The 17,673-nt window shown below is 39.5% G+C and carries 17 protein-coding genes; 6 read left to right on the forward strand and 11 right to left on the reverse strand.

The genetic code is table 11. The features are described 5' to 3' along the window. The first annotated feature begins 51 nt into the window (after nucleotides 1-51). From AAHB12_RS22510 to AAHB12_RS22525, 4 genes are all read left to right on the forward strand, one after another. Nucleotides 52-1,035 (forward strand): aldo/keto reductase, encoded by a 984-nt coding sequence (locus AAHB12_RS22510; RefSeq protein WP_342047201.1) that lies wholly within the window; start codon nucleotides 52-54, stop codon nucleotides 1,033-1,035. Nucleotides 1,036-1,100: 65 nt separating this feature from the next. After that, nucleotides 1,101-1,898 carry an SDR family NAD(P)-dependent oxidoreductase gene (locus AAHB12_RS22515; protein ID WP_342047202.1) on the forward strand — a complete coding sequence of 266 codons (798 nt, stop codon included), beginning with the start codon at nucleotides 1,101-1,103 and terminating at the stop codon, nucleotides 1,896-1,898. Between the two features lie 87 nt (nucleotides 1,899-1,985). Continuing rightward, nucleotides 1,986-2,303, forward strand: coding sequence for a putative quinol monooxygenase (locus tag AAHB12_RS22520; protein ID WP_338787741.1), 318 nt, complete (start codon nucleotides 1,986-1,988; stop codon nucleotides 2,301-2,303). 678 nt (nucleotides 2,304-2,981) lie between these two features. Beyond that, nucleotides 2,982-4,142 (forward strand): FAD-dependent monooxygenase, encoded by a 1,161-nt coding sequence (locus AAHB12_RS22525; RefSeq protein WP_342047204.1) that lies wholly within the window; start codon nucleotides 2,982-2,984, stop codon nucleotides 4,140-4,142. A gap of 461 nt (nucleotides 4,143-4,603) precedes the next feature. Here AAHB12_RS22525 and AAHB12_RS22530 read toward each other — a convergent pair whose 3' ends face one another. After that, entirely contained in the window at nucleotides 4,604-5,839 is a 1,236-nt protein-coding gene (locus AAHB12_RS22530) for an IS110 family transposase (protein ID WP_342047219.1), read from the reverse strand. Between the two features lie 628 nt (nucleotides 5,840-6,467). Next, nucleotides 6,468-6,638 carry a hypothetical protein gene (locus AAHB12_RS22535; RefSeq protein WP_342047206.1) on the reverse strand — a complete coding sequence of 57 codons (171 nt, stop codon included), beginning with the start codon at nucleotides 6,636-6,638 and terminating at the stop codon, nucleotides 6,468-6,470. Between the two features lie 454 nt (nucleotides 6,639-7,092). Between AAHB12_RS22535 and AAHB12_RS22540 the strand changes: the two genes are divergently transcribed. After that, a complete protein-coding gene (locus AAHB12_RS22540) occupies nucleotides 7,093-8,094 on the forward strand; it encodes a helix-turn-helix domain-containing protein (RefSeq protein WP_342047208.1) in 1,002 nt (333 codons plus the stop codon). Nucleotides 8,095-8,321: 227 nt separating this feature from the next. On the opposite strand, the gene tolA is transcribed toward AAHB12_RS22540, so the two are convergent. Continuing rightward, nucleotides 8,322-9,704, reverse strand: a complete 1,383-nt coding sequence (tolA, locus tag AAHB12_RS22545) for a cell envelope integrity protein TolA (RefSeq protein WP_342047210.1) — start codon at nucleotides 9,702-9,704, stop codon at nucleotides 8,322-8,324. 387 nt (nucleotides 9,705-10,091) lie between these two features. Next, nucleotides 10,092-10,343 carry a DDE-type integrase/transposase/recombinase gene (locus tag AAHB12_RS22550; protein ID WP_342047221.1) on the reverse strand — a complete coding sequence of 84 codons (252 nt, stop codon included), beginning with the start codon at nucleotides 10,341-10,343 and terminating at the stop codon, nucleotides 10,092-10,094. A 124-nt stretch (nucleotides 10,344-10,467) separates the two neighbouring features. Between AAHB12_RS22550 and AAHB12_RS22555 the strand changes: the two genes are divergently transcribed. Then, the gene (locus AAHB12_RS22555; protein ID WP_342047223.1) at nucleotides 10,468-10,701 is read left to right on the forward strand and encodes a DUF1256 domain-containing protein; all 234 of its coding nucleotides are present in this window, start codon (nucleotides 10,468-10,470) and stop codon (nucleotides 10,699-10,701) included. A gap of 443 nt (nucleotides 10,702-11,144) precedes the next feature. On the opposite strand, the gene AAHB12_RS22560 is transcribed toward AAHB12_RS22555, so the two are convergent. From AAHB12_RS22560 to AAHB12_RS22590, 7 genes are all read right to left on the reverse strand, one after another. Continuing rightward, nucleotides 11,145-12,344 carry an acetate kinase gene (locus AAHB12_RS22560; protein WP_342047212.1) on the reverse strand — a complete coding sequence of 400 codons (1,200 nt, stop codon included), beginning with the start codon at nucleotides 12,342-12,344 and terminating at the stop codon, nucleotides 11,145-11,147. Between the two features lie 328 nt (nucleotides 12,345-12,672). Continuing rightward, on the reverse strand, nucleotides 12,673-12,798 hold the full coding sequence (locus AAHB12_RS22565; protein ID WP_342047214.1) for a fumarylacetoacetate hydrolase family protein: 126 nt from the start codon (nucleotides 12,796-12,798) through the stop codon (nucleotides 12,673-12,675). A gap of 164 nt (nucleotides 12,799-12,962) precedes the next feature. Then, nucleotides 12,963-14,267 carry a CitMHS family transporter gene (locus AAHB12_RS22570; RefSeq protein ID WP_342047215.1) on the reverse strand — a complete coding sequence of 435 codons (1,305 nt, stop codon included), beginning with the start codon at nucleotides 14,265-14,267 and terminating at the stop codon, nucleotides 12,963-12,965. A gap of 604 nt (nucleotides 14,268-14,871) precedes the next feature. Next, nucleotides 14,872-15,021, reverse strand: coding sequence for a CoA transferase (locus AAHB12_RS22575; protein ID WP_342047225.1), 150 nt, complete (start codon nucleotides 15,019-15,021; stop codon nucleotides 14,872-14,874). A gap of 183 nt (nucleotides 15,022-15,204) precedes the next feature. Next, complete coding sequence (locus tag AAHB12_RS22580) at nucleotides 15,205-15,909, reverse strand: FadR/GntR family transcriptional regulator (protein ID WP_342047217.1); 705 nt, start codon at nucleotides 15,907-15,909, stop codon at nucleotides 15,205-15,207. Nucleotides 15,910-16,385: 476 nt separating this feature from the next. Continuing rightward, nucleotides 16,386-16,604, reverse strand: a complete 219-nt coding sequence (locus tag AAHB12_RS22585) for a helix-turn-helix domain-containing protein (RefSeq protein WP_004434885.1) — start codon at nucleotides 16,602-16,604, stop codon at nucleotides 16,386-16,388. A gap of 10 nt (nucleotides 16,605-16,614) precedes the next feature. Continuing rightward, the gene (locus AAHB12_RS22590) at nucleotides 16,615-17,100 is read right to left on the reverse strand and encodes a DUF2975 domain-containing protein (RefSeq protein ID WP_342047218.1); all 486 of its coding nucleotides are present in this window, start codon (nucleotides 17,098-17,100) and stop codon (nucleotides 16,615-16,617) included. Nucleotides 17,101-17,673 lie beyond the last annotated feature (573 nt).

The following is a 17,673-nucleotide window of genomic DNA, read 5'->3' on the forward strand; positions in this document are numbered from 1 at the left end:
AAACAGCGTTTATGAGCTATATTACATCTATAAGAAAGAGGGATGAAACAAATGGAATATGCAAAACTTGGAAATACAGGTTTGGATGTATCACGGATTTGCCTGGGTACGATGGGCTTTGGTGTACCATCAGAGCGCTGGCCCCAAAAATGGGTAATTGATGAGGAGAAGAGCCGTCCGATTATTAAACAGGCACTAGAATTAGGGATCAATTTCTTTGATACAGCAAATGTGTATTCAGACGGAATGAGTGAGGAATTTGTGGGACGTGCTTTAAGGGATTTTGCAAATCGGGATGAAATCGTCCTTGCAACAAAAGTTCATTTTCCAATGCACGACGGTCCAAATAGTGTTGGACTTTCTCGGAAGACGATTATGAGCGAAATTGATAAAAGTCTTAAACGCCTTGGTACAGATTATGTAGACCTCTATATTACCCATCGGTGGGATTACAATACTCCAATCGAAGAAACGATGGAGGCATTGCATGATGTTGTGAAGGCCGGCAAGGCAAGATACATTGGTGCTTCTGCCATGTACGCATGGCAGTTCCAGAAGGCGCTTCATGTGGCTGAGAAAAATGGATGGACAAAGTTTGTATCCATGCAGAACCACCTAAACCTCATGTACCGTGAGGAAGAAAGGGAGATGCTGCCGCTCTGCAAGGAAGAAAAGATCGCCGTCACCCCATACAGCCCGCTCGCATCGGGAAGATTGACACGTGATTGGTCGGAAACAACGCTTCGTTCGGAAACGGATCAAGTTCAAAAAACGAAGTATGATGCAACAGCAGACGCCGATCGATTAATCGTAGAACGTGTTGCCGAACTCGCAGAAAAACATGGTGTTCCACGCGCTCATATTGCCCTTGCCTGGCTGCTGCAGAAAGAACCGGTAACAGCTCCTATTGTCGGTGCTACAAAAATCTCTCATCTCGAAGATGCAGTAGCTGCTCTTTCCGTTTCGTTAACACCGGAAGATGTTGCATACTTGGAAGAGCCGTATGTACCGCACGCAATCGTTGGCCATAGTTAATTGTGACATAACGACATTTAGATGATATTTAATACATGTAATTATGGGGAAGTGGGGATGACTCAATGGAAGATGTGAATATTGGAAAACTGACATCAAAGACATTGGAAGGACGCGTGGCACTCGTCACAGGGGGTAGCGCTGGGATTGGCTTCGGCGCTGCTAAGAGCTTATCCGAGGCGGGAGCATTCGTCTACATTGTCTCGCGTCGACAAGAACAGATTGAACAGGCGTCAGCGCGGCTCGGAACATCGGTGCGTGGCATCGCTGTTGATGTTACGAAGAAGGACGATTTGGAGCGTCTCGCCGAGACCATCCAGAAAGAGCACGGAGGCCTCGATATCATCTTCGCAAATGCTGGCGGAGGCAAACCCATCGCATTCGAAGAGCTCACCGGGGAGGACATCGACCACTTGTTGGGTGTCAATATCAAGGGCGTAATCTTTACCGTTCAGACAATGCTTCCGATTCTCAAGGACGGCGCTTCCGTTATTCTGAACGCTTCGATCACCGCCGACATGGGGCTTCCTGGTTTTGCGGTTTATGCGGCGACCAAGGCAGCCGTCCGTTCGCTTGCACGCAGCTGGACCACAGACCTCAAGCATCGGGGCATCAGAGTGAATTCGGTTAGCCCGGGCGTTGTGCCGACAGAGGGATACCGCACCGAGCAAAAAATGACCGAAGAACAGGTGGCCGATTACGCGCAGCGAGTCACGAGTGAGATTCCTATAGGGCGTGTCGGGACGCCGGAAGATATTGGTGACGCCGTGGTCTTTCTGGCTTCTGATGCGAGCAGCTTCATTACGGGTATTGACCTGGTGGTCGATGGCGGGCAGACACGAGTGTATGCGGGGAAAAATTGATCGGTGGTCGATCAACATTCTTTTGCTCGTTGAACGTAAAGCCAGATGACATTCGGGCTCTGCTAACTAAAAAAGGGGGGATGACCAATGCAAACCTTAAAACCAGACGAACAACACATCATTTGCGAAGTAAGTTGTGAAACGCCGAACCGCGAAAAGGTAAAAGAACTTCTCCTGGAACTTGTAGGACCTGCACGTCTTGAGGAAGGGTGCCTTTACTACGATTTATACCAAAAGATTGAAGACCCCAACACTTTCTATATCCTTGACGGTTGGGTTAATGAAAAAGCTGTTGCTGAACACGCTCAGCATCCTAATGTGGCAAGAGTTATGGAAGTTTTGAGCCCATTACTTCTGTATGCTCCGAAGATCACACTGAGCCACCGCGTAAGCGATCCGTCATAATTGCAATATTGACTATACACGAGGAGAAACGGAAATAGGAATTGGTCCATTCTTTTTAGGTTCACTGATTCCTGCAACTCGGTATTATGTTTAGTCTGTACAGTTCCTTCGTACAGCTCGGCTTTGCCACGGGCGCCGACATCGGGGGAATCACCGTGGGAGGCTTGTCGATAATGGCGATCACTTGCACTTGGATCAGTGCGCTATATAGATTATAAAGTATTGATTGTACACCTGTTTGAAATGGAGACTAAAAGAAAAAAGGTATAATCCCTTGCAATTATGAGGTATTATACCTTTTTTCAATAGGGCATTTTTACAGTGCCTTCAGCTTCTATCGGGCTGTTTTTAAAAATTATTGAGTTCTTATTCAACTATTCTTAGTTAAAGCATCTTCAAGAAAATCAAGCTCTAGTTGATTTACTTAAAAAGGTTGCAGAACAGAAAAATGCAACTCTTGCCCAAATTGCCCTTGCCTAGCTGCTAGCTCAAAAGCCGTGCCAGGTACGCGAAAAATAAATCAACAGCCATTTATTTTATCGATGTCGGGAGAGATGTAATTGGTTAATATCAAATATTTCTTTTTTACTAGAGTTATCGACATCAATCAATAATTTGAAGCAGGGGGACTTCTTCAACTATCGGGGCAAGTTAGTTGTAGGATAAGGAGAAAATACAATGACTGAAAAAAATGTAGGAAAGGATAATTTCCTGAGTGAATCAATCAATGACACTTTTACCGAATCCATTCAAGAAGCAAATGAATCTGCTGTAGTTGTCGGTGCGTCGCTTTCTGGACTAATGGCAGGGATTGCTCTTGCGCGAGTTGGGTTAAATGTTACAATTTTAGAGAGAGCTGGAGCGAAACCACGTAGTGGCGCTGTTCTTCAAGTTGACAGTGGAGATATTGATCGAACTATAACAGCGAAAGTCTTAAGAAAACTTGCTTCTGGTGGAATTAAGTCTGTTGAGGCTTGGTCATCTGTACAGTCTCGATTGCGCGCAGAAGCCGAAGCTGATCCTAGAATCGACTTACGTTATGATACTCGCGTTCAAACTGTTAATCAGGACGACGACTCTGCTTGGGTTGTGACGGATAAGGGAGAGACATTCCGCGGAGATATTTTGATTGGTGCTGATGGTCACCGCAGCACGGTGCGACATCATGTTGCACCGCATAAACCGGACGCAACTTTTGCGGGATACTTGATATGGGTAGCTATTGTAGATGAGAATGATATCCCTGAAGAACATCGACCAAGTCGTAATGCCCCGATGACTACTATGCCAGATGGTATTGGTGACTTTTTACTCGGTTCTATTGTTGCTGGAACAGACGGTTCTCGCGCTCTAGGACATAGACGACTAGGATGGGCTTGGTACGATAACACTCGAAATGATTTGTTACGTCGTCTTGGATGTGTGGAAGGAAACGTTGTGCGACATTCACTTAATGCTCCTGACATTCCAGAACAGACACTGATTGAGCTAGCTGAACAAGCTTCTGTTAGATGGCCTCAACCATGGTTAGACGCGACTCTTCATAGCATTCAAACACGTAACCTTACAGGAACACCGATTGCCGAATACGTTCCTGATAATCTTGTGAAAGGACGTATAGCAATCGTTGGAGATGCTGCACATGTACCTACACCACTCACTGCATCGGGATTTAATGCTTCATTACAAGATGCTGCTACCTTGGCCGACTGTGTTGCAAAGGGAATACAAGGAACTGCAGCAGCTGAGGCTCTTTTGGAATATGAGTCTCGCCGTTTAAAGAATGTACGTCAGCTTGTGCAATCAGGACAACCTTTCAGTCGCTCTTTTGGACGATAAATGTAGCAATTTTAATTAAACTTCCTATATTTAGAAAATGAAAATGGTGGAATGTCTTAAGAATAGTTTAGAATGACATAGCGTCGTTATAACACTCTCTTCTTATGTGCGCCTAATATGGTTGACTCCAAGATAGGGGATAGCAGCATCAACTTCGGGGCGGTACATCTGAAGGAATTCCGTTTCTGTAAGAGCGACATTTACCCACCCAATAACTGTTTTTAAGTAATAACACCTTTAAATTAATAACAGAAGGAAAGTCGATTTTCCTAATTAGGAAGATCGGTTTTTTTTCTGTGACTTTGTGAAGAATTGTACTTAAACTAAACCAGCTAATAGTTTGTCAATATTTTTCAATAAAAATTTAAAATATCTCATGCTATACTAAATTTAGACATGCCAAATAACTTTCCAATGTTCAGCTTTTGGAAAGTTTTGGGCTGTTTAGTTATATTTTTAAACTAGGTTAGATCTTGGAAAGCTGATTGGCTTTTTAAAAGTGCATAAATCCAATGTAAGAGTTTATTGGCACATGCTATTACAGCTACTTTAAAGGGTTTTCCTTCTTCGCGTTTCTTATCATAAAACTCTCGTAATCGCTTGTTACGAGGAATGATTTCATCTGTCGTTTTCTTCTTGCGACAATCACGAAGGGCGCATTTAACGGCCATATACAAGGCGTGCCGTAGTCTACTAGAGCCTCTTTTGGTAATTCGATTTAGAGTCCCTTTGAATGTACCAGATTCGAAGACACTTGGATCAATTCCGGCAAATGCAACTAGTTTCTTAGGGTGATTAAACCGATCAATTTCCCCAATCTCAGAAATAATCGTGGCAGCGATTTTTTCACCGATGCCAGGGATTGACCGGATAATCTCACACTCTTCAATATGCTTTGCTAATGCATCTATCTCGTCTTCAAGCGTGGATAGATGTTTTTTGTATTCAAGAAGCATATTAATATACATGTTCAAACTTAAAGAAAGGCTATGATATAAGGTTTTCTGAAATGGGTTTTGAGCTGCGGCAGCCATTAGTTTTTCTGCCTGACTGTTTGCCCATTGTTGTGAACGACTTTTACAGAACTCTTTTATTTTGTTAGCGATGGTTTCTTCGCCTGCTTCCAAGACTTCTTCTGAAGTAGGAAATGCTTGTAAAGTCAGTAAAGAAACATCCGAATATAAAGCTCCAAAAACTCCACAGTATTCAGGAAATACTTGATCCAGAACTGCCTGAAATTGCAGTTTGGTTTGTACAAACATGCCTGTAATATTTTCGTGTTGTCTTGTAAGATTACGAAGGTTTAAGAGTTGTATTCCTCTTTGTTTATAAGGCTCTAAGTCCTCTTTATAGTACAGCTCGCAGAGGTGATAAGCGTCAATGATATCCGTCTTTACCTTGCGTAAACTAGAACTCTTAGCCCGATACGATATGAGAGGATTCACGATAATTAATAAGTACCCTCTGTCCTCAAAATACTGGACAATTGGTGTGTGATAATGTCCAGTGGACTCTAACACAATGGGAGGTCGTCCCCCTGATACATCCTCTACTTCTCTAATAAATCCTAGAAGACTATTTAACCCTTCAAGAGTATGTGCTACTTTAAAACCTTTTTTGTACGGCTGCTTTTTATCCAAGAATGCTTGAACCTGGCTTTCACCTTTTGCCACATCCAGACCAATGACTGGATTCATCATTTATCCCCTCCTGAAAATCTATTAACCGGTAACCCCTAATCCTCCATGTAGTATCATAGCTTCGCTTGTTATACGAGATCATTGTCCCAACCAGCCTCAATCATGTTTCTACAAGTAGGGGGCGAACTGTTTAATGGACGGGGTCGAGTCCCAAGGGCGCTTACGTTCTACCCCGGCTACCGCTATCATATATGGATATAAAAAATGGTCAACCAGAAATATTTTCTGGCTGACCTTATAATACGAAGGGCGCTTTTCTTGAATAGGGAAGCGCCCTTTCTCTATTTTAACGGGGATTTGTTTTTCGGAAAATCCCTTAATCCACCTTTTCGAGGGGATGGGAAAAAACACCCTATTTCTAATTTATTAGACAACGACATTTAATTTTAAAGAAATTACGTCAAATAAAAAAGAAAGTCACATAAATTAGGGTACTTGGCTTTACATTAACTTATACATTAATCAATTTTCATTAATTGATGTTTAATGTGATATTTAATTGTAACTCCTTAGAATTTCCTGTTTATCCTTGGGAGGAACCCTCATGACGAGAAGAAGACAGGTATTGTAGCCAATGTTTATAAAACTGAAAGAGATCTCGTATATAATCCTTCACAGTTGTTTCCTATAACTCTTCTTCATTTTGATACACAATGGATTGTAATACAGGTAAGTATGTATCATCTATCATTTCTTCTTTTACTGTATCATTTTGGACTATGTGTAATAGATCCATTGTAGATAATGATTGTTTTACTAATGAAGATTCACTTTTATCTCTTTTTATGAATTCCAATCTCACCAACTCCATTCCATATGTTATGGATTAAACGGTACTCTTTGTATTATTATTATATAACTGATACTATTATATATTGCATAGAAGTACTGGTACATCATGAGAGATACAAATAACCGCCCCATTATTTGCACTCTTCACATACATAACGTTTCTATTATTTTTATTAGATTATCATTCATTCTTTCTTTTCTTATAAATAAACTTATACTTTACGTTTATTTGATGATAGGTGAATGAATTGTAGTATAATAGATATATAGAAGTGGAATGGATATCATTCAAGGGGAAGACGATCCGTTATGATGTCATGATTCTATATGTTTTAACTACATATCTATACAAATAGAAAACATCAACGAATTTGTTTTGTAGATCATGAACGGTAGAAACGAGAGAACAATTTTATAAAATGTCATAGCAGTAGAGAATGTGAGAGGGGAAGGGTACGATGACAATCGAGGTAAACACGCAAGAAACATTAGACCAAGACATTTCCACAAAGGAGATGGCAAAGCTTCTAAACATCTCCGAACAAACGATTTACAGCTTAGTGAAAAGGGAAGAGATTGTACCGATCAATAAGAATGACTGGACCATTGACGGGACCTATTACTTTTCACCGGAGACCGTAGAAAAGGTGAAGGAGATGTACCGGAAACCAGGTCTCACGAACAAGGATGTGGCGGAGATGCTCGGGGTATCCCTATCAACCGCGCAAAAGCTGATTAAAACCGGGAAAATTCCTTCGTTTACAGCGTTTTACTTAGGGAAACAGATCTCTTTTGTACAAGAAGAAGATCTCCTCGATTATATGGAACATCATCAGATTGAAAGTAAGACGCCAATCTATCATAAGGAGACGAATACGTTCCTCTATCAATCCTTTATCCATACGACGACAAAGGAAATCGCCCGGGTTATGGAAATTACACAAGAGGGGATCGTTCGGACAAAGACGGAAAGAGGAACATTCTTACAGTTGGATGAGTTACTGGAACAAGGGTATGTGGCATCTGGTGAATTAAAGAGCATGAAAGCGATCAATAAAAGAGGATATGCCCAGTTTCTGTTCGTCAAACCGAGTCAGCTGAATTCCCCCATTTATAAGGTACTGGAACAATTATTCTTGTTTGTCGGCCCTTATAATATGAAGGTAAAGGAACGGGAGGACGCGACGATTGAAGTATTCGTAAAACCGTTCTTACTCCCGTTCAATAGGGAAGAACATGGTGTGGAAATCAATCTCCTTCAACACAATATAATAGAAGGAACTGTATCTGTCCGTCATAAAGGGGTTATGATTGACAGCGATTTGGAAACCATTCACACGGTTATTCCTTCTCATGTAAAAGAAAAAGTAGCCCAAGTGGTGAGAGAAGAAGAGATGACGATCGAGGATTTCGTGAAGTATTGTATTGAAAAGGAACTAAGGGCTAGAGGATTACTGTAGTAGTCTTTGTTCCTGTTGAACGTCGATACTCATATGTTTAATTATACAAACAGATGCATAAAAAATAGATGTTTGAGCAAGATAAACACATAGGGATGCCTTGCAATCTCTATACAATTTAGTGGTGTACAGACAAAAGGGCCTCCTACTTCTCCAGAGGCCCTTTTGTCATGTTTACTAATAGGTTGTAGGTTAGTACCTTTAATTAGAGAATCCAAAGATAATGTCTATCTTTTCGATTTTCTATAACCAGCAGCCTGTGCATCTGCCTCTGAACAGAACCAAACGATATCGTCTTGTGTTTTATCATAATACTGCCCACCAGGGACATGGTAAATTTTTGAGTTTGCATTTCCTTTAATTTGTCCAGCACAGCTCATATTCGTTTGTCTATCATCACTAGGGTCATTTTGGAATGGAACATAACCGTTATTACCACTAGCAGACGTATTCTGAGAGGAAGATGTTGTTGCAGCTACTTCCCTTGCGGCTTGTTCTTGTGCTTGCTGTGCAGCCTCTTGTTGCGCTTTCTGCTCGGCCTCCTGTTGTGCTTTCTGAGCAGCTTCTTGTTGTGCCTTCTGCTCAGCCTCTTGTTGTGCTTTCTGAGCAGCTTCTTGCTGCGCTTTCTGCTCGGCTTCTTGCTGTGCTTTCTGAGCAGCTTCTTGCTGTGCCTTTTGCGCAGCTTCTTGTTGTGCTTTCTGAGCAGCTTCTTGTTGTGCCTTTTGCGCAGCTTCTTGTTGTGCCTTTTGCGCAGCTTCTTGTTGTGCCTTTTGCGCAGCTTCTTGTTGTGCCTTTTGCGCAGCTTCTTGTTGTGCTTTCTGCTCGGCTTCTTCCTTCTGTTCATTATCCACTTTGTCATTCGGAGTAGTATTAGCTGCAACGCTTACGGTCTCATTTGTATCTTTTGGTACTGCATCGGTTTGTACAAAGACAACTGTCATAGAAAGAAATACAATTACTAAGTAGGAATACCAGTATAATACCCTTTTTCTTGTCTTAAGTTTAACTTTTGGCAACACATAAGCTGGTCTAATGATCCCAACAATGAGCCCTAATAAGCTAAGGAGTACACCTATAATGCCGAAACCCATAAGACTACTATCTACTGTTCTTGGTAACATACCATGCAGAATTAAAAACAGGATGTATGTATAAATAGAGGAAGCAACAAACATTTTCCAATTCGTTTTAGAGCGAAAGCCTACTATTTTCCTCCAGGCAGGGCGGGGTACTACATGGACTTCAATATCAGTAAAATTGTCAATTACTCGCTCCGCCTCCTTGCCTTTCAAATCTACTATAAGTAACCAATCTTTATTACCACTAAAGTTGAAAACTGATTTTGAAAAATAGTGATCAACCGTTACCTTTGAAAAAGAACCCCATTTCTGTTGCTCCACCAATACTACCTGAGGGGTAGCGGTTTTATTAAATTCATAGATATCGATTCCCTCATTATCGAATGCAGCATAATAAACCTTTGAAGACGGCTTTCCGTAACGAACCTTACTTATAAGGTACAGCCTTTTGCTATTAAAACGATAGTGCTCTTCAATGTGCCTTCCCGCAATCTTGTCATTAGATTCTTTCTTTTGCTTCTGTTTTGCCATTCCTTTTCCCCCTACAAAAATATAAAGAATTTACACCAAAACCAATATCTCTCTATTTGTTACTATATTTCATTATAAAGATTTATTAAATAAAATGTAAGTGTTTATTTAGATAATTCAATAATCTTTCTAGATATTCTTATTTTTATAAGGTAGCATAAAGATAATTTGAGCAAACTCTATTTCAGGTTTCCGCCTTTTCCTTTCACTACCAAATCAAAAATCATCCTCCAATGCTTTTTCGATAAGCTCCCTAGGTACCTGGGCCTGTTTTAGGCCACCCTTACTGAAGATCGGTGAAGGCCAATCCGCTTGTCCTATTTTTGGTTCTGGTGCAAATATGATTTTTTAGAAGCATAGAACCTCGATATTCTTTTCAACTGTGAATTATGATACTACTCCAAATAATTTATGTATGAATTCAATCTCACTCTGGACAGACTTCACCCCTTGTTGAAGTTGTCCTTTTTTCAGCATATGCATCACTTCCACTCCACAGATAATCTGTTTGGCTGTTCGAAACGTTTTCAATCCTAGTATAGAACGGACTCGCTTCTTGATAAAACGATGATCTTGCTCCACTAGATTACGAAAACTAAAATTGTACCGTAGGTACCATCTCACCGTTAACAAAATAATGTCAGGCTGATAATGTTTTCACTTAAACAAATCTTGCTTTTCCATACTAATCACGTCCTTTTTTAGAGTACTAGTATCAGTATGTCCAAGCTTTAGAGATTAATTGCAATTATCTTCAGAGTTTTTGCACCAGAACCATAAAGATCAAGTAGGTTATGTGATGTTTAAAGAGGGACCGCTAATCCCTGGAAAGGCACTTGAAAAAAAACCTCCAGAAGTGGGGGATTACCATTTTGTCGGGTTTGTCAATTATATAGATCCATTACCAACCTCTCAATTTTTAAATGATACCCGCTTATTTACGGTCATGAATCTTGCAAAAACAATTGTAAAAGTAGTAACCAAAATAACGGATTGATAATCTATTATGGAAAATAAGGAAACAATTCTTAACTAATTACTATCTTTTTAAAAAGTGAAGCCATCTAAAGTTAGTTTATGAACTGAATTTAGATGGCTTCGCTTTTTTATCATAATTAGAGTTAAAAAAGGAGATGAGGGTTAGTTGAGCGCACTTGTAACAAATGCAACAACAATATCTTCCTTCATATGCTGTAGCAAAGACAAGAAGAAGGAAGGATGAAATAAATGATTTCTCCCTATCAAGTTGAATACACGATGACCATTGGAAATCGAGTTGTAGGTGAATGTATTACAGTGTATGCCTCTTCTGAATTCTTTGCTATAGACAAAAGTTAGACAGGAACTTCATCGTCGTTTTGGTTCTGCGACATCCATTGAATTACATACTTCTTCAAGCGTCGATCATGCCCCAGAACGTATAAGGTATCCTAAACGTTTTTATCCAATAGGGTGTAAAGCTACTCGTTCTACATCACGAGCAATCATAACCTCTTCATTTGTTGGAATAACCATAACTTTTACTGGAGAATGCGGATAACTAATAAACGCTTCTTTTCCCCGAACTTGATTTAATTCTGCATCCCAGTAAACACCCATAAATTCTAATCCATGTAATACACGTGAACGGACTTCACTACTATTCTCTCCAATTCCAGCTGTAAAGATAATGGCATCTACTCCACACATACGAGCTGCGTATGAACCAATGTATTTATGAATTTGACTAGCAAATACTTCAAGAGATGTTCTTGCACGATCATTTCCTTCTTCAGCAGCTTGTTCGATGTCACGAAGGTCACTGGATAATCCTGAAATACCCAATAGACCACTCTTTTTATTTAAAATATCTAACACTTCACTTTCTGAGTGACCCGTTTTTTCCATAATAAATGGAATAAGCGCAGGATCAATGTTTCCTGAACGAGTTCCCATTGCAACACCTGCAAGTGGTGTAAAGCCCATTGAAGTTTCAATAGATTTTCCACCTTCAATTGCCGCGATACTTGCACCATTTCCTAAGTGACAAGAAATAAGACGTAATTCTTCTATAGGGCTATCTAATAATTCTGCTGCTCTTTCAGCTACATATTTATGTGACGTACCATGGAAACCATATTTGCGAATGCCATAGTTTTCATAGTATTCATAAGGCAAACTATATAAGAATGATTGTTCAGGCATTGTTTGATGGAATGCTGTGTCAAAAACAGCTACAGCCTTTACATTTGGTAAAACTTCTTGAAACGCCTTGATTCCGATGATGTTCGCTGGGTTATGCAAAGGAGCTAACTCTGATAAAATTTTAATCTCTCTTAATGTTTCTTCTGTAATGAAAACAGAATCATGGAATCTCTCTCCACCATGTACCACACGATGACCGATTCCTTCAATTTCATTTAATGATTGGATAATCCCAAGATCTGTTAGTTTAGAAAGAAGAATCTTAACAGCAACAGCATGGTCTGGAATGTCTGTTACCTCTGTTACTTTTTCTCCGTTTACTAAAATAGTGAATACTCCCTTATCTAAACCGATACGTTCTATTAACCCAGCTGTTAGTACTTCTTCATTCGGCATTTCAAATAATTTGAACTTCAAAGAAGAGCTTCCGGCATTAATTGCAATCACTTTTGTCATGATGTTTACTGCTCCTTTTTATCTAAACTTTGTTTAGGGAACCCTTCGATTATCTAGCAAGCGGTTTTGAATGGGTTGCCTAGTGACTGATTTAAAAAATCAAACAATCTTTTTCTGTATATAGCACTAACGAAATTGCAACAAAGGCCTTCTTCTAACAGATCTGTTGGTGGAAAGGATCTTTGTTGTTTGTTACCGATAGTTACAGCACAATAGAAAAGGTCAACCAGAAAAACTGGCTAACCTCAAAATTGAAAAGGGATCAATGGCAATAAAAACAGAGAAAATAACCAATATTAACAGATCGTTTAGAAAGCATTTATATCTGCTATTTTACATAATTACATAGCCTACCGATATTCGCTACTTCCATAGATACGACGTCGCCTGACTTCATTGGAAAACTACCAGAAGGTAAACCAGTAGCCAAAACATCATCTAGCTCCAATGTCATACTATTTGATGTTCAACTGGTTGATGGCCAATATACTTTGCTTCTGGACGAAAGATACATATAATGAGTAGATTGAAAACTGTAATTTTTAAATGGTAATCTATTAATATAATCAGATTATTTAGGTACAAAGATGATATTGAATTTTCAGAAAGCAAATCCTACTAAAGGGACAGTGCACCTGTAAGGATCGCAACAACAATCATTACAAGGGCGCTGCCGACTGCGTATTTAGTAGAAAATTTAATATGATCACGAAAATTTATACCAACAAGCCCGATTAATACATAAACAGAGCCAACAAGCGGGCTTAACAAATGAAGAGGCTGTCCAAGAAGTGATGCTTGTGCAATTTCTAGTTTATCGATTCCAATTTGTGAAGCAGTTTCAGCTAGAATAGGAACAATACCAAAATAGTAAGGATCGTTTGCCATAAAGAAAGTGAATGGCATACTCGTTAAACCAACAAGAAATGGAAGTTGAGGAGCAAGAAAATCCGGAATCACTTTGACTATAGAGGTTGCCATGGCATCTACCATTCCAGTACCTTCTAATATCCCGGCGAATGCTCCTCCAGCAAATATAAGTGAAACAACAGTCAAAACATTCCCAGCGTGTGCTTCTATTCTGGCTTTTTGATCGGCTAAATTGGGATAATTGACAATCGTCACGATAACGAATCCAAGCATAAATAAAACAGGTAATGGAAGAACAGCTGTAAATAACCCCGCAATTAATAAAATGGTTATAACCAAATTAAACCAAAATAGTTTAGGCCTTTTTAATGATTCAGTTGACACATCCAGCACAGCTGCTGCAATTTCATCTTTCGCTTGATGATCAACAGAAATCTTTTGAATGCCCAGCCTTTTTCTTTCTTTCAAGCCAAAGTAAACGCCCAGACCTAATAAATAAAGAGCCGCTGCGATAATTGAAGGAATCAGTGGAGTAATTACTGTCGCCGCGTCATATTTAAAAACAGACATAACACGTGCAGTCGGTCCACCCCAAGGAAGAACATTCATAATCCCCATCGACATCGCAGGTAAACAAGCGAGAATCAGTTTGTTCATGCCTAGACGTTCATAGAGGGGTAAAAAAGCTGTAACAACAATTAGATACGTAATGGTTCCATCGCCATCTAAACCTACCAACAAAGAAAGAATGGCCGTTCCAACTGTTATTTTTAGAGGATCACCATTTGAAATTTTAATCACTTTATTGACTAATGGATCAAACATTCCCGCATCAATCAAAGTTCCAAAATACAATATGGCGAAAGTCACCATGACGGCGGTTGAAGCTACCGTTTCAGCTCCACTTAGAATCATGTCGCCCACATTTGTGAAACCTGCAAAAAGAGCAAATAGTGCTGGAATTACTATAAGAGCATTCAGAGCGTTCATTTTATTACTCATAATTAAATACATAAAAACTACGATCATTAAAAACCCTAAAAATGTTAGCAATTTCTTCACCCCTCTTTTTAGATAACGCTTTCATTAAATAGATAAGAAAAAGTTCCCTAAACCTTTTTTCATCCCAGTTTTTCCTGCCCTTCTGGTTTACAGTGGAGCTATAAATTTGGACCATCTTTCAACAGAAAGCTTCCCACATCTTGTTTTATACCGTTGATCATCAACTAAATCTGCTTTCTCCATTGATTTCGCCAATCTAATCCATGTTTTTTTTCTGTACTGCAGACAAGAACAACCCATTTCCCGTCTTTTGTCTGGTATGTACCCGCCGGACTAGAGTGCCCTACTAACATTGGGCTTCTTTTTCTTACTGTCCCCAATTATCCTAATTAAACTATTTGTCTTTCTGCATTGTTTTCATCCCTATGATAGAGAGCGCTTACAGTTCCGATGGCAACAAAAATTCCCTAAACATAATCCAACAATGAAAAAGCGGAGGTTACAGGAGGTTTGTCTGAAAATCCCTGCAAATAGGTATAACCTGAAAAAGCAGTGCACGGAGTTCCAAAACCTGGTTTTTTCTGCATAAGGACCTGTCTGACCATAACCAGATTGTCTTGTTAAAACGATATTAGGGTTTACTTCTTAAAACGGGCTATCTTAACGACTCTTCACCTTTCCAAGAACCAAGTCCTCTTGTAGCATTTCCTTTGCTAGGGAGTTCAACCTTTATAACTTCAGCTCCCAAATCTCCAAGCAGGCAAGTTGTAAAAGGGGCAGCAATGACGCTGGAGACATCAAGAATTTTTAGTTAAATGACCAAAATTTTCTTACATCATAATTATTACCTCCAAATTTATAATTGGTTATTTGGTACACTGGTCATACCAGTTGAGTTTATTATGCAGTATTTTATTGAAAGCGTCAATGTTTTTTGGAAATTTAAAACCCTATCTGTAAACGATAGGGTCAAAGAAAATATTATTGATTATTTAAAATTTAAAATGCTTTCTCGTAATCGCTGTAAATGTGCAGCCATTGCTTCCGATGCTTCTTTTGGTTTCCGGCTTTTCACTGCATTAAAAATAGCTCGGTGTTCTGCAGTTGAACGTTCTAGCCTTTCAGGTGATAACAACGTTTTCATCCTTATTTGCTGAAGCATATTTAAATTTGTTTCAAGTGTAGTCACAAGCACGAAATTCCGAGTTGATTCTGCCAGCGCCAAATGAAACATACTGTCTCGCACTAGCTTTTCATCAATATCTTTTCGTTCTGCTTCTACTTTCAACAAGGCTCTTTCCATTTTTAAAATGTCTTCTTCAGTAGCTCTTTCACAAGCAAGTGCTGCAATATGAGGTTCTAGCATTTCACGGACTTCTAAAAAATAAATGATAGATGTTGTCTTCATAAGATCGACAGGATCAAAGCTGTATTCCATAACGAGACGCTGGTCAACATGTTGCACATACCGACCGCCACCTGGTTTTGCTATTACAACTCCCTCGGCCTCCAGTACCCGAAGCGCTTCTCTCAATGGGGTTCTACTGCATCCAAGCATAGTAGCAAGTTCCCGCTCACCCGGAAGCCGATCACCGGGAAGGATCTTTCCTTCTTGAATCAGTTCTCTAAGTTGATCCACAATTTGTTCATATACTCTTGAATATTTAATACCAGTAAATATGTTGTTACCCACAGTGCACCGCCTTTCATTCTGCAGCAGCAATCAATTAATATTTAAAATCACTATACCATACTTTTCTTAGAGAGAGCATTGTCATGTTGGTACTCTTGTAAATAGATTAATGTGTAAGTTCATGTAAAATCAAATACCAAAATTCATAGGTTTTCAGTGTATTGCCCAACATTACATTAAACGAACGTTTTTTGTAATAAACTTTTTAAAAGAATGCGGTATTTGAAATTATTCCCCGGCAATAAATTGTTATGGATTTTAATACAAATTAAAAAAAGACAGGATGGATAACTAACGGGTTCCCTTTTGAGGTGCAAACATTGCAAATCACATCATATTTTTTGTCACTAATATCAATGAAATTCTCAATGGAATTCTCTGAGTAAATAACATCAATAAACGCAAAGAAGGGCTAGCTTAATGGCTATCCCTTAAATTCTCTATCGACTCCCGTTAAATAAATTTGTTGTCTGTTTTTATTGAGTGTCTTCGTCGCTTTTGTACTCCAAAATATCACCTGGCTGACAATCCAAAGTCTTACATATCGCTTCTAATGTTGAAAAACGAACCGCTTTTGCTTTCCCATTTTTCAAAATGGAAAGATTCGCCATAGTAATTCCAACCCTCTCCGAAAGCTCCGTTACGCTCATTTTTCGTTTTGCTAACATCACATCAATATTAATAATAATTGCCATATCCTTCACCTCAGACCGTCAAATCATTTTCTGATTTTATGTTAATCACTTCTTGTAAAAGCCGTTGGAGGATAGCAGCAAAAACGGCGATAACCAACGAAGCAAAAATGATGATGAGTCCCATTAATCCAATAGGAGGGTCAACTTTCTTCGCTATAAAATGAAAGAGTGGCAAACCTAATACATACAAACCACTGATTGTAATCGCACAGCACTTTATGTTCTTTAACGCCTTTACAGATAATTCCGAGAACGCTGTGTTCTCGTCAATGTACCGTAAAAGATTGAAAGCCTGATAGAGAGCAAAGTAAAAAGGCACAGCCGCTCCATACATCACGATGAAAACGAGATATTTCATTGGGGCAATATTTGGATACAATTTTGCTGCGAAATTCGCCATATGGGGCACTAAAAATATACATAAAGCAAGCACTGCAATTCCAGCCAGAAAAATAATTACCTTTAAGAAAGTGGTTGAACCTCGTTTAACATTCATTTAAAACACCTCACTTATTTAATGACAACATGATTTTAGCATATTATTTATCGTTTAACAATAAATTAGTGTTGTTTTTTATTATATTATTATTGTTATTTAAATCCCCTTCTGATTTTGACAAAATAAAAAGCCCTACTCTTAGTAAGACTATGGTTTTACGCCCCCGGCGTCCCGCTATGGCGACAGCTCGTTGAGACAGGTGGCGATATGCTCGGGATGTGTCAACGTATCGCAACTCGTAGAAGTTCACGACCGTAGGGAGATGAAATTCTAGAAAGGAGAATAAGAGTTGACACATGTAGCACTGTCCCAAACCCTCTCGTTCCCCTCAAAACATTTGTTTTGAGGACGCCACCGGCAGGGGTGGGGGTCGAGAGGGGGCTAGCCCCTCGGAAAAGATTTTAATATGCGATCCAACGTGCTAACGTTGGCCGTCGAAGCGGGGGCGGAACCCCGCGGTCTTAAGGTTTTTGTTTTTTACGTTAGTTAGTTTTAGGCAATTTAAGATATCACCTTTTCGTGACACTCCCAAACCCGCTGGAGAATCCTTCCCCAGACCCCCTCTAAAAA

The organism is Bacillus sp. OTU530 (assembly GCF_038440375.1).